The 13,022-nt window shown below is 54.0% G+C and carries 13 protein-coding genes, 1 riboswitch and 1 other annotated feature; of the genes, 3 read left to right on the forward strand and 10 right to left on the reverse strand.

Features of this window, described 5'->3' with window-relative positions; all coding sequences use genetic code 11:
- Nucleotides 1-8 precede the first annotated feature (8 nt).
- Nucleotides 9-785: a gluconate 2-dehydrogenase subunit 3 family protein gene (locus tag J4772_RS15050; protein ID WP_247741105.1), complete on the reverse strand. Its 777-nt coding sequence runs from the start codon at nucleotides 783-785 to the stop codon at nucleotides 9-11.
- 176 nt (nucleotides 786-961) lie between these two features.
- Here J4772_RS15050 and J4772_RS15055 point away from each other — a divergent pair, with 176 nt between their 5' ends.
- Both J4772_RS15055 and J4772_RS15060 read left to right on the forward strand, forming a co-directional pair.
- A complete protein-coding gene (locus J4772_RS15055; RefSeq protein WP_209075852.1) occupies nucleotides 962-1,867 on the forward strand; it encodes an oxygen-dependent tRNA uridine(34) hydroxylase TrhO in 906 nt (301 codons plus the stop codon).
- Between the two features lie 16 nt (nucleotides 1,868-1,883).
- On the forward strand, nucleotides 1,884-2,513 hold the full coding sequence (locus J4772_RS15060) for a helix-turn-helix transcriptional regulator (protein WP_209075856.1): 630 nt from the start codon (nucleotides 1,884-1,886) through the stop codon (nucleotides 2,511-2,513).
- A gap of 434 nt (nucleotides 2,514-2,947) precedes the next feature.
- Here J4772_RS15060 and J4772_RS15065 read toward each other — a convergent pair whose 3' ends face one another.
- The 8 genes from J4772_RS15065 to J4772_RS15100 form a co-directional block, all read right to left on the reverse strand.
- Entirely contained in the window at nucleotides 2,948-3,223 is a 276-nt protein-coding gene (locus J4772_RS15065) for a hypothetical protein (protein WP_209075858.1), read from the reverse strand.
- Nucleotides 3,207-4,535: a hypothetical protein gene (locus J4772_RS15070; RefSeq protein ID WP_209075860.1), complete on the reverse strand. Its 1,329-nt coding sequence runs from the start codon at nucleotides 4,533-4,535 to the stop codon at nucleotides 3,207-3,209. The genes J4772_RS15065 and J4772_RS15070 overlap by 17 nt, the downstream gene beginning before the upstream one ends.
- Before the next feature lie 16 nt (nucleotides 4,536-4,551).
- Entirely contained in the window at nucleotides 4,552-5,385 is an 834-nt protein-coding gene (locus J4772_RS15075; protein ID WP_209075861.1) for a hypothetical protein, read from the reverse strand.
- A complete protein-coding gene (locus tag J4772_RS15080) occupies nucleotides 5,382-6,071 on the reverse strand; it encodes an ATP-binding cassette domain-containing protein (RefSeq protein ID WP_116064326.1) in 690 nt (229 codons plus the stop codon). Before J4772_RS15080 ends, J4772_RS15075 begins: the two co-directional genes overlap by 4 nt.
- A complete protein-coding gene (locus J4772_RS15085; RefSeq protein WP_116064327.1) occupies nucleotides 6,068-6,505 on the reverse strand; it encodes a GntR family transcriptional regulator in 438 nt (145 codons plus the stop codon). Before J4772_RS15085 ends, J4772_RS15080 begins: the two co-directional genes overlap by 4 nt.
- Before the next feature lie 464 nt (nucleotides 6,506-6,969).
- Nucleotides 6,970-7,734 carry a MerR family transcriptional regulator gene (locus tag J4772_RS15090; RefSeq protein ID WP_209075862.1) on the reverse strand — a complete coding sequence of 255 codons (765 nt, stop codon included), beginning with the start codon at nucleotides 7,732-7,734 and terminating at the stop codon, nucleotides 6,970-6,972.
- A gap of 130 nt (nucleotides 7,735-7,864) precedes the next feature.
- Nucleotides 7,865-8,599, reverse strand: coding sequence for a hypothetical protein (locus J4772_RS15095; RefSeq protein ID WP_209075864.1), 735 nt, complete (start codon nucleotides 8,597-8,599; stop codon nucleotides 7,865-7,867).
- Between the two features lie 17 nt (nucleotides 8,600-8,616).
- Nucleotides 8,617-9,798 carry an aminotransferase class I/II-fold pyridoxal phosphate-dependent enzyme gene (locus tag J4772_RS15100; protein ID WP_209075865.1) on the reverse strand — a complete coding sequence of 394 codons (1,182 nt, stop codon included), beginning with the start codon at nucleotides 9,796-9,798 and terminating at the stop codon, nucleotides 8,617-8,619.
- Between the two features lie 55 nt (nucleotides 9,799-9,853).
- Nucleotides 9,854-10,101: a binding site (T-box leader), on the reverse strand.
- Between the two features lie 158 nt (nucleotides 10,102-10,259).
- Here J4772_RS15100 and J4772_RS15105 point away from each other — a divergent pair.
- On the forward strand, nucleotides 10,260-11,933 hold the full coding sequence (locus tag J4772_RS15105) for a ribonuclease J (RefSeq protein WP_247741106.1): 1,674 nt from the start codon (nucleotides 10,260-10,262) through the stop codon (nucleotides 11,931-11,933).
- Here the strand turns inward: J4772_RS15105 and J4772_RS15110 are convergent.
- On the reverse strand, nucleotides 11,920-12,864 hold the full coding sequence (locus tag J4772_RS15110) for an EamA family transporter (protein WP_116063167.1): 945 nt from the start codon (nucleotides 12,862-12,864) through the stop codon (nucleotides 11,920-11,922). The two genes, J4772_RS15105 and J4772_RS15110, sit on opposite strands and share 14 nt — an antisense overlap.
- A 57-nt stretch (nucleotides 12,865-12,921) precedes the next feature.
- A riboswitch (purine riboswitch) is annotated at nucleotides 12,922-13,021 on the reverse strand.
- Between the last annotated feature and the right edge of the window lies 1 nt (nucleotide 13,022).

A 13,022-nucleotide genomic window follows, 5' to 3' on the forward strand; every position in this document is an offset into this window, starting at 1 on the left:
TTCTCTCCTTAACTTGTTTGCAGATGATCGCGCAGACTGAGCGGTTCCATTTTGATAAACTCTTCCTTCTCGATCTCCTCCGTAAAGCTCATCTGGTTGCCGGGGTAATTGCGCATTCTCCAGCCGTCCATGTTGCGATTGCCGCCGTAAAGCGGATCGGCGTACGCGCCTTCGATGGTCAAATTGCGCAGCATTGCAAAAAAGGCGGAAGCCGGCACGTCCTTCAAATCGACCTCGTCCTTCTCAAAAGCGGTCAATACGGCATCCTGCTCCTCCGGCGACAGCTTGTAGAACTTCTTATTATGCTTCTGTTCGCTGTATTCGTTGAGCGCGTCCAGACCGAAGGCCAGAAGCTCCCGCCGTTTGAATGTCAGTTGGTAGCCCTGAGAAGCCTCGGCCTTGTAGAACGGGGGCGCCATATACTCCCGTGCGTTAAAGCCGTATGCGCCGGCCATCTGGTGATCGATGAAGAAGGCGACGCCGAGCTCCTGAGCTCCCGGGCCGTTGTCGTCCTTCGGGTAAATGCGCTCGGCCGCGGCTTCCGTCGTCTGAAACTGCTCTTGCGAGAAAAACATAAGCGCATGATTGTAATCCTGATCCCGAGCGGCGGGAGTCTCCTCCGACTCTTGCGGGGCCGGCGCTTCCTTCGCGGATTTGTTCAGATTCGAGCCGACAAGACCGCCGATCACGCCGCCGACGACCGCTCCGCCAAGCGCCGCGCCCGAGTACTTGAGGAACTTGCGGCGCGACTCGTCCACCGGCTGCTTCGATTGTCGCTTGGTCAATGGAATCTTCCTCCTCATAAGGCAGGCTGTATCGAAATAACATACGCGAATTATTCCCTAGATCAGAAAATTCATCCATGCCACTTATTAAACGCATATGTTGACTAAGTGGCAGGGAACCGCTACGATAAATATACTAACGGCTAATTGCAATAGTCGACGGAAAGGTGTTAACCATGTCTACCAAAGCTTATCGCATTCTTTTGTTCTATAAATATGTTCAAATTCCGGACGCCGAAGCGTTCACTGCGGAGCATCTGCAATTTTGCAAAGAGCTCGGCATTAAAGGCCGGATTCTGATCGCGGATCAAGGAATCAACGGAACGCTCTCCGGCACGACGGAGCAGACCGACGCCTATATTGCCGCCATGCATGCCCACCCGCTCTTCTCCGATTTGCTGTTCAAGATCGACGAAGTCGACGAGCATGCGTTCCAGAAAATATTCGTTCGCTATAAAAAAGAGCTTGTCACCTTGCGCTACGATAAGGAGCTCAATCCGAACGTTGACGGAGGCGCGCGTCTTACGCCGAAGCAGTTCCATGAGAAAATGCAGCAGGACGACGTGATCATCCTCGACGGCCGCAGCAACTACGAATTCGATCTCGGCCACTTCCACGGCGCGATCAAGCCGGACCTCAAGACGTTCCGGGAATTTCCGGAATGGATTCGCAGCAATCTGACCGAGCACAAGGACAAGCCGATTCTCACCTATTGCACGGGTGGCATTCGCTGCGAGATGCTAACCGCCGTGCTCAAGAACGAAGGCTTTAACGACGTCTATCAGCTTGACGGCGGAATCGTGACCTACGGGAAAGATCCGGAAGTGCAAGGGCGCGGCTTCGACGGCAACTGTTACGTGTTCGATGAACGAATTTCGGTGCGCATCAATCAGACCGACGAGCATACGGTTGTCGGAGAATGCCATCACTGCGAAACGAAGACGGACCGCTATATCAACTGTGCGGACGATACCTGCCATCTGCAGCATCTCGTATGCGACAAGTGCGAAGAGGAGCATAGCGGATACTGCTCGCCGGCTTGCGCTGAACATGATTTGACCGCAGCCGGATCGGCCGGTTGATCCGGGAGGTGACGTATTGAAGGAAGATCTGGATCAGTCCACGCGCAACCGAATTATGCAAATGCTGAAAACGTCCGGAGAGCTGACCGCCAAAGAGCTGACCGATCAGCTCGGCATTACCGGCATGGCCGTAAGGCGGCATATTTCCAATCTCGAGCGGGACGATCTGATTGAATCGACAACGATCAGGCTGCCGATGGGCCGCCCTGCGGCCGTCTATCGTCTTACCGCTCGGGCGGACGACTATTTTCCGAAGAAATACCATACCGTTGCCCTCGACTTGCTCACGGAATTGGAAGACGAAGCCGGAGAGTCGATGGTGAACCTCCTCTTCGAGCGCCGCAAGGCGACTCTGTTGAAACGGTATGAAACGAAGATGGCGGGCAAAGAGCTCGATGCGAAGGTTGCCGCGTTGTCGGACATTCAGAACGAGAACGGATACATGGCAACCTGGGAGCAGGATTCGGAAGACGAGTTCAGGCTCACCGAGTACAATTGCCCGATTTCGCAGGTCGCGGGTAAATACAAGCAGGCTTGCGCCTGCGAGCTTAAGCTGTTCGAATCGCTGCTCGGTGCGGATGTCACTCGCTCCGACTGCCTCGCCTCCGGCGACCGCAAATGCGTCTATCATATTCGCAAGCAATAAAACAAAAGAGACTGTCCCATAAGCAACTCTGCTTAGGGAACAGTCTCTTTTCTGCATTGGCGGGCTTGGCCTCCGAGCCTTTTGTACGATTCTTTGTATAAAAGTCCGGTTTCGAGCCCTTGTTTATAGCGCTTTGTGCGATAAATCGTATAAAATCAACCCTTTGGCCGTCACTCTCGACCGATTTGTATGACGTATCGTACAAACTTCAGAAATCCGGCGCTATTCGAACCACAGGCGTTATTCGAACCACAGGCGCTATTCGAACCTCACTTATATGAAAAATTCGTACAATATGCGCTCGTTCCTACAACATCAAAGTTACCGTTTATACAAACTATACAGTTGCTGTTCGGACGAACTATAAAGTTACCGCTAATACGAACTATTTCATACGAGCCATATTGTAAATTCATAAAATTTCCAAACGGTCGTTATTTGGCCTCGCGAAGCAGCTTCTCGCGCCTTACAGCTATCGCCGTGCTCATCGCCAGCCGGGCGAATTTCTCTCTCTGCGCCTCAGCTGGCAATTCGCTGATTTCTCGGTCCGAGCCCGCCTGTAGGAGCGCTGCCCGGGTCGCTTCCTCGGCAAGCTCCTCGCAGCGCAGTACGTAGTAAGCGATCGAATAGCCAACCTCCTCCAGCCTTCTAAGCAGCGCGATCCTCTCTTCCCAACTCTGCGCGCCTCTAAGGTTACGAACGGTTCGCATAAATGTTGGTCAACCACAGTTTTTTGCGGAACTCTTCGGCTTTGTCTGCCGGCCCCTCGTATGCGGCTTCTCCTCTGTACAGCGTCTTTCCGCTGCCCGCATCAAGCACGACGGCCGTAATCTGTCTGCTGTCGGCAAGGCCAGCCTTACTCGAGTCCTCCGAGGAAAGCAAAGCATACACGCGGTCTTGCGCCAAAGTTACGCTCTTAATCGACTGCCCGCCCGCCTGCTTCGCCGTCAACGTAAGCTCGCCTGGATCCAGCGTTTCTGTCGCGACATTATAGCGAGCAATCGCCAAGCTCCGATTGTCAAAATACATAACAGTGAGTATATCCCCGTTAAGCTCGCTCTGGCTGTGCGAATACGCACTAATATCGGTAGAAGACTCGGGCAGCGGAGTCAGCTTGCCTGTTCTGTAAGAGTATACTGCGTACTTGCGAACGAGCGTCGTCTTTTCTTTGACTCCTTCGCCGCCAGTTGTACTGCTTCGGTTCATTTGCAATACGACGTATTCCGAAGGTTGAGAGGTCCTCTCGCTGGGTGCGATGGAGAGGCTGAGGTCTCTCCTGATCACGTTCGCCGCGGGCTCTGCCTCCGAGGTTCCAGAGGTGCCGGCAGTCGCTTTCAGTTGCTCCGACATTAATACGTCCCGACGAAGCAGCTTGCCGCTGCCGAGATCGACGACATAATCGCGAAATTCCTCAGAGAGACTTTTCCAGCCTCCTTCGGGGAGCTTAGCTCTTTGTCTCACCTGAGCCAGAATATGCACCTCGTCGCCGATACGCTGAACGTCGTTCACGCGGAACCATTCGATATTCGATTCGTCCAGATCGATCCGATGCTTGGCGACTTTGCCTGTGGCCTCTTCCAGGACGTCCATTCTTAGCTCCGACCGCCAATCATATTCGCTGCTGGGATCGTAAAGAACGGCGTCGGCATAGATGACCCAATCCGAATCCCTATAGAAGCTGTCGATGCTGCTTCTCCCTCGCATAAAATTCCGATGCTCCTGCTTCAACGCCTTCATGTCCTCGTACTGCGTCGTCAAAAACCGGTTATCCTGCAAATATTTCTCGTAAAACGACGGCGCTAATTGGTATTTCGTTCCTGCGACGGTAAGCTCAAGACCCTTTGATCCGACTCCTCCAATATAGTGGCCGCCCAGCTGCATATTGGCGGCTTCCTGAACATCGCCTTCCAGCGTAACCAGCTTGTATAGGGGCGCATCCCCTTCCGTGCCGGACGCGTAATACGTCCCGATCGCGCCGACAGCGAATACGCCAAGCGCCATCGACAAAATGTAACGTTTCATCGTTCGCCGTCTCCCCTTACACCGATACTTTTTTCTTCAACAAATACAATCCCAACCAGACCGAGACGATAGCTATCAATAGGTCAATCGCGATCTGAATCGCATAAATTTCTTCGGTATACAGATAACCTGCAGAGTATTCCGCGCCAAGCGCCAGAGGCGGAAAAATCATTAACGCGGCGCAAAGACCGGCATAAGCAAGCCCGAATGCGATGCCAAGCCAACGATAGCTTCGTTCCAGTAAAATCGACGCGAACAGAATAAGCAGCGCGATGATGCCAATGCCATAGTTGACGAAAAATTCCCCAAACGAACGCGGCAGTAAAATCTTAAACGCCTGATTGACGAAAATCGCATCCGCGATAAAGGAAGGCTGTATTTGATCGGCCGGCGCGATCATCGTAAAGACCGCTCTGCAGATGGGCATAAGCAGAAGTTGAAAGCCGAGCATTGCGAATATAAATGTTAAAATAGCGGTCAGCTTCGCGAAATAAACATTCCTGCGTTCAGAAGGAAGCGCGAGTAGCCGAAACGCGAACGTGCTTCTTCCGAACCAATCGCGATACCAGATTAGAAACGCATAAATGACCAGAACGGCGATGCTGAGCCCGACGGGAACGGCAAACCAGAATTGCGTGTTCTGCACCGTGCGGGTGAAGGACATAGCGGCGAAAAAAGTCTCGGCCGGTTTTCCCGTTTGCTGAAAATAGGCGTTTCTTTCATTTATCTCTCCGATGGTACTAAACGCGATCGCGCAGATCTGGACCAGCGCGGTCAACCCCATAAGAACAAACAATATAGATCGAAACCGATGAATTTCCATATGCAGAAGCTTCAGGTAGTTCCTCAACGCGAATACACCTCTCTCATCACGTCGACGATCGACTTGCCTTGTTCGCTGCGCATCGTTTCGCAGTCGAATTCCAAACCCGCTTTCCCGTCCTGCAAAATGACCGCTTTGTCGATCAGATACTCCACCTCGTCGATCTCGTGCGTCGTCAACAGAACGCCGCGTTCTTCAATCAACTCGCTGGAGAAAACATCAGCGATCATCTCCCGGCTGAATAAGTCGATTCCGGAAAACGGCTCATCCATCAATACATATTCCGAATTCAGCGCCAGTCCGAGCACAAGATTGTATTTCGCCGCCGTCCCTTTCGACAGATTGCCGATTTTCTCCTTGGGCTCGAGCCGGAAAAAACGCATCAATTCGGCAGCCCGCTCCGCGTTCCAGCTCTCGTAGAAATCCGCCATAAACGTCAGCCCTTCCGACATCTTCATGCCCAGCGGCATCGTGAGATGATCCGGAACGAAGCTGACTTTCTCGTACATCCATTTTCCCCGCGGTTTGCCGTCTATGAGAATTTGGCCTTCCTTAATCGGAACAAGGCCCATAATCGCCTTCATGATCGTCGATTTGCCCGCTCCGTTCATGCCGATCAGGCAAGTGATGCTGCCCTTCTCCGCCGTAAAGCTAAGTCCGTTCAGCACGTTGCGCCCGCGATACCGTTTGCGGACCTCCTTCAGCTCGATCATAGCCGTTCTCCGCTCCCTTCCTTATCGGCATGCGCAGGATTGACGGACAACGCTTCTATGTATTTGCTCTTCACCAGATCAAGCAATTCGTCGACCGGAACGTCGACCTTGCGGACCGCCGCGACGAAGGCGTCGACCGCTTCTCCCAGCAGCTCGGCGCGAATCGCCTGTAGCACGGAGTCGTCTCGAGTAATCCGGCTTGGCGAATTTCCTTCCGTTACGATCAATTTACGTTCCTCCATCTCCTTGTAGGATCTCTGCGCCGTATTCGGGTTGATTTTCAGCAGCGTTCCCAGTTCTCTCCGCGAAGGGATTACCTGACCGGCCCCCAGCTTCCCCGCGACGATCATCTCTTTGAAATGCCGTACTACCTGCAGATAGACCGGTTCCCGGCTGTTGAACTCGACTTCCTCCCAGCCTCCGCCTGTTCTCATTCCGCTACCTCGCAATCGCCTTAAGTGTGTGTACTAAGTAGTTCATACACCACATGCGTATTATGCCATTAGTACACATTCGTTGTCAAGACTTTCTTGCTGCACTTTACTTTTGAAATTAAGCGGATATCCCGCCTTATTTTCAGATGATGGGCATATTCGGCGCAATTAAAGGGCATTTTTCGCTTTATTTTTAGTAAAATCTGATTTTTCATAATTTAAGGCGGATAATCCTCTGTATTTTCCTAAAAATGGCTGGATCTTCGAAATTAAGGGGGATTTTCCGCTTTAGCGCATTGTCCGGTCCACCTGCCCCTTCTTATCTGTTCCGTGACGCTGCGAAATCTTCTTTCCCTCTACAGACGCAAAAGAAGCTGCCCCTAAGCAGCAGCGGCATCCGACAGTCCGATTGGGACCGGCATTCGGAATGTCTCGCTTTGCCTAGGCACAGCTTCCTTGATGAATTAGGCGTCGATTCCTGTGTAGATTCGGATGGCCTCACGCAGGAACTCTGCGACTCCCGGCTGATCTTTATCGTAGTAGGCTTTGAAGCGCTCGTCCTCTACGTACATTTGGGCTATTCCCGCATGCGCTTCCTTGGAATATCGATCCCAGTAGAAAGTCAGCCAGCGACGGTGCAGATCGGCTGCTTTCTGCGCCAATTCCCCCGCCGGATCGCCTGTCGCGAACGCTTGCGCGAGCGTTGCGTGAATGTCCTCCGACAGACGCTCGATTTCCTCGTATTGCTCCTTCGTCATGCCCTTGAGTTTGGCATTGGATTTGTCCACTTGCTCGTCGCCGTACTTCGCGCGGATTTCATCGCCGTATTTGGCTTCGTTATCTTCAATGAGCTGCTGCTTAAAGCCCTCGAACTTCTGTTTGTCGCTCATATCCGTCACCCCCTCTCGATAGGCTAAGGTCAGATCGATATTGGCAATCAGCTCGTCAAGCTGGCGCCGCTTGGCCAGAAGCTGCTCGCGATGCCTTGCCAGCGCGCGCCGGGCGTCGAATTCCGGCGAATCGACGATCGCCTTGATCTCATCGAGGCCGACGTCAAGCTCTCGATAGAACAAAATTTGCTGCAGCCGATCCACCTCCCATTGCCCATAGATCCGATACCCGGATGAATTGATCCTCGCCGGCTTGAGAAGTCCGATCTCATCGTAGTAGCGGAGCGTGCGCGTACTGATTCCGGCCAGCTGGCCGAGCTTCTGAACCGTATATTCCATCTCGATCCCTCCTTGCAAACCGATCGTACACCTTTACGTAACGGCAATGTCAAGCGATTGTATCGAAGTTTTTATCAGCCGATATAGCCAAACAACCGCCGTGGAGAATTCCCCGGCGGTTGTTTCACGATCACTGAACGACGAGCTTCGAAGGATTGTTTACCTTGTACAATATTTCCTTGTTGAATTTCTTGTCCACGACTTTTCCTTCGAAGGTGATCACGTTGCCTACCTCAAGTCCTAAGCCTTTTAACGTATTGCTGTAGCCGCACCAAGCGTCGCCGATGGCAAGCGGGTTCTCACCTACGATGGCGACTTCCTCAAACAGGAGCACCTCGTCGTCGCGGTCGGAGAAAGGATTTGGCTTGGTCGTAAACTCCTTCACCTTTGCGGTGAATTTCACCTTGTCGATCGGCAGCTCAAGCTTCTCCTTCTTCTCCTTCGGCTTTTTCTGGGCTTTAGCCGCCTTAACCGGCTTGTCCCCGTCGCCGCCTTCTACAGCATCCGCATAGGCGGAAGGCGCAACGGAAGACTCGCCGCTCTCCGCGTCCTCCGCTTCTACGACAGCCGTCTCTTTGCCGAACGTACCGCTCTGCATTTCCTTCAGATAGGCCGGATGAATGCTCGTCTCCCGGCCGTCCTCGAATTCCACGATCAAGACGCTCATATTGCCGTATTCCTGGTAGCCCTTGATCGAGACCTGGTGCTGCGAGGTCGCGCCTTTGTACCAGAACTGCGTCTTGGGCGTCTTGGCGAACAGCCCCCAAGCGCGCCCTTTCTCCGCATAGTCTTCCTCGTTGTCGAAGGCAATATAGTCTTCCTGCGGCGGATATAGCTTCAGGTTATTCCCTTTGGTCGCTTCCATCTTCGCGACTTCCCTCCTTATATCAAGCTTAGAAATTTGCGGATTCTCTCCAATGCTTCTTCTAATTGTACCTGGGACGAGGCGTAAGAACAACGGATAAATCCTTCTCCGCCCGAACCGAACACCTGGCCGGGCACGGTGACCACCTTCGCCTCCTGCAGCAGTCGGTGCGCGAACTGCTCCGAGGTAAGCCCCGTATGAGCGATCGAAGGGAAGGCATAGAACGCGCCCTGCGGCTCGTGGCACGGCAGCCCGATCTGCCGCAGCCCCTGCACGAATAGTCTGCGCCGCTGATCGTAGGACTCGATCATCCGGTCCTTCTCCTCCATCCCGACCTGCAGCGAAGCCAAAGCCGCCACCTGACCCATAATTGGCGCGCACATGACCGTATATTGATGGATTTTCAGCATAGCCGCGATCAACTCGCGCGGTCCGCACGCATAACCGACGCGCCAGCCGGTCATGGCGAATGCTTTGGAGAAGCCGTTAACGACGAGCGTCCTCTCCTTCATGCCCGGCAAGGACGCAAAGCTGACATGCTTATCCCCGTAAGTCAGTTCGGAATAGATTTCGTCCGAGATGACGACCAGATTGTGTTCCTCCGCCAGCCTGGCGATCGGCAGCCAATCCTCGTAAGTCATTATTCCGCCGGTCGGATTGTTCGGATAGCAAAGCACAAGCACCTTGGAACGAGGAGTCAGTTTCTCTCGCAACGCATCCGCCTTCAGCTTGAACTGGTGCTCGGCAAACGTCTCGACGCCAACCGGTCTGCCGCCGCCTAGAAATACGATAGGAGAATAGGAAATATAGCAAGGCTCCGGAATAACGATCTCATCGCCCTCGGTAATCAGCGCGCGCAGCGCAAGATCGATGGCTTCGCTGCTGCCGACCGTGACCAGCACTTCGCTTGCCGGATCGTAGTCGACTTTGCAGCTGTCGGACAAATAGCCGGAGATCGCCTCGCGCAGTTCAGGCATGCCCGAGTTGGAGGTATACGTCGTTCTCCCTTTATCCAGCGCGGCGACGCAAGCATCGCGAACGATCTGGGGCGTGACGAAGTCCGGCTCCCCGACTCCGAGCGAGATCACTTCCTTCATGCCCGACGTGTAATCGAAAAATTTGCGTATGCCTGACGGCGGCATCTCCCGTACTTGCGGCGACAGCAGCCGTTCGATCGGCTTTAACGTTTGATTTGGCATTTTTACAGTCCTCCTTGTGGATACCGACAAAAATTTAAAACAAAAAAACCCGTCCGCAAGGGACGAGTCTGCACCCGTGTTACCACCCTAGTTCCGCTTTCGTTCGCACGAAATATAGCGGCACTCAACAACGTATCCATCAATACGTGTTCCCGTTAACGCTGGAAATGCGGCAGAGCTTACTCAAATTTCAGTCTGCGTCTCGGAGACGGCTTTCCGTTATCGCCCGAACGTTGGCTTTCACCCGACCCAACTCTCTGCGGAACTGACGAATAACGTACTCTTTCTCTTCATCGACTTTCGGCAAACCTATGAATTTGAGGTAATTATACGCACTAGTTCTGCAAAATGCAACCCGAAATTTAAATTGCCTCGGTCCGCTATCTCCGGTCGTTGGGATGAACGGCGTCATTCCAGGCAATACTGCACCTATTCCTATCGCAAACGGAGGGGACCGATTCTTGAGCTCGGAAGAGAACGCGCTGTCGGTTGTCGCGCTGGGCGGCGTCAACGAAATCGGCAAAAATATGTACGTCATTCGCTACGCGAACGATATTCTCGTCATCGATTGCGGCTCCAAGTTCCCGGACGAAAGCCTGCTTGGCATCGATGTTATCGTGCCCGATATTACATATTTGCTTGAAAATAAGGACAAAATCCGCGCGCTCATCGTGACGCATGGACATGAGGATCATATTGGCGGCATCCCTTACGTATTGAAGCAGCTTAATATGCCGATCTATGCGACGCGACTGACGCTGGGCCTGATCGAGGTTAAGCTGCGCGAGCACGGACTGCTCGGCAGCTCGCGGCTAAAGACGATTACCGCCGATTCGGCACTCCGCTTCGGCAGCTTCAAGGTGAGCTTTTTCAGCACCAATCACAGCATCCCCGACTGCCTGGGCATCGCGCTGAACACGCCCGAAGGAACGGTCGTCCATACCGGGGACTTTAAGTTCGATCTTACGCCGGTCAACAACCATTATCCGGATATTCACAAAATGGCCGCGCTCGGCCGCAAAGGCGTGCTGCTGCTTCTCTCGGAGAGCACCAACGCAGAGCGGCCAGGCTTTACGCCCTCCGAGCGGGTCGTCGGCGAGCATATCGAGGAGGCGTTCTCCAAGGCGGAGCAAAAAATCTTCATCTCTACGTTCGCTTCCAACGTGCACCGGCTGCAGCAGATCGTCGACGCCTCTCTTCGCTTCGGCCGCAAGCTTGCGCTGCTCGGCAGGAGCATGGTTAACGTCGTTGACGTTGCGGTGGAGCTCGGCTATTTGCGACTGCCCGAAGGCATGCTGATTGAGCCGACGGATGTGAACCGTTATTCTCCGAACGAAGTCGTCGTGCTCTGCACGGGCTCGCAAGGGGAGCCGATGGCCGCGCTGTCCAGACTTGCGAGCTCCAACCACCGTCAATTGGAGGTGCACCGCGGGGATACGGTTATTCTAGCCGCAACGCCGATTCCCGGCAATGAGCGCAACGTCGCGCGCATCGTCGACAATCTGTACGAGATCGGCGCAAAAGTGATTTACGGCTCAGGCTCCGTTACCGGCATGCACGTCTCCGGGCATGCCAGCCAGGAGGAGCTGAAGCTGATGCTCACGCTGATGAAGCCCAAGTATTTCATCCCGATCCACGGCGAGTATCGGATGTTATACCAGCATCGCATGCTGGCGGAATCGGTCGGAGTCGAAGGGGATAACATCTTCATCGTTAAAAACGGCGACGTTGTCGGTATCGAGCAAGGCGTCGCCAGTCAACGCCGGAAAATTACGACCGGCAACACGCTCGTCGACGGCCTTGGCATCGGAGACGTCGGCCATGTCGTGCTGCGCGATCGCAAGCATATGTCCGAGGATGGAGTGCTGATCATTGTCATTACGCTAAGCCGTGCCGACAGCAAAATTTTGTCCGGTCCGGACACGATCTCGCGCGGCTTCGTCTACGTCCGCGAATCGGAGGGGCTGCTGGAGCAAGTGAACCGCATCGCGGCCTCTTCTCTCGACAAGCTGCTGGAGGAGAAAGTGAACCAGTGGAGCACTTACAAAATGACGATCAAGGACGAGGTGGGCAAATTTCTGTGGAACCAGACGAAGCGCCGCCCGATGATTCTGCCCATTCTTATTCAAGTATGAGCGCCGATTTTTTCCTTAATCTGCCGAACAGCTCGGGCAGCGCGATGCCTAGAAGCACGATCACCACGCCGGCCCATTGCAAGGCGCTCACGTGTTCGTGCAACACGACCGCCGCCAGCAAAACCGCGACGGGGAGCTCTGAAGCGCCAAGAATGCCGGTCAAGCCCTCTCCGATCCGCGGAACGCCGATCGCGAACAGCACCGGCGGCAGGAACGCACCGAACAGGCCCAGCATCAGCCCGAACGGAAGCAATCCGCTCCACAGGGTGCCGTCGAACAGAAAAGCGGGCGGGAACAGAACGAAGACGAGCAGCAGGCCGCCGGTAATCATCCATGCACTGCGCCGTGCGGGGTGAACGGACGGGACCGCTTTGCCGCTGAACAAAATAAACAGCGAATAGCTGAGCGCGGAGGCCAAGCCGAATGCGACGCCGAGCCAGTTCAGCTCGGCCACCCCTTGATCGATAATGCCTGCGGCCATTAATGTTCCGCCAAGCAGAACGGAGAGCGTGAGCAGCATACTTCTGCCGGGCTTCTGCCTGCGCGCGACCGCCTGCATCACGACTCCGATCCAGGTGAATTGGAACAGCAGCACGATTGCCAGCGAATTTGGAATGTAGCGAAGAGATTCGTAATACAGCAGCCCCGTGATGGCTGTCGGAGTGCCTGCCGCCATCAGCAGCAAACGCTGTTTCCAGCTAAGTTTTCGTTCATGAACGGATTTCGTCTCTGCCGCCGCGTCATGCTTATCTTGTCTGCGGGCCCGTCTGCCGACGAGCAGCGCAAGCATCCACGCGAGCACGAACCCCGTAAGCAGTTGACTGCCGACTACCTCGCCAAGCGAGTAGCCCTGAGCGTATGCCTTGGTGACTATGGTAGAAAGAATGCCGTAACAGATCGCTCCCATAAGAACGGATAATTTGTATTTCATCGAACGTTAGCTCCTTTATAAAAAAATAAAAACTTCCTTGCCGGAATATTGGCTCGCGCGAGGCGAACGAATATTCGTAGCAAGGAAGTTAAGGCTTCCCGTAGAGACCCCCACCCTGAACTATTGGGGTTATACGAATCTAAGAAATCTTACTGCGA

Source organism: Cohnella sp. LGH, from assembly GCF_017671885.1.
Taxonomy (GTDB): domain Bacteria; phylum Bacillota; class Bacilli; order Paenibacillales; family Paenibacillaceae; genus Cohnella; species Cohnella phaseoli.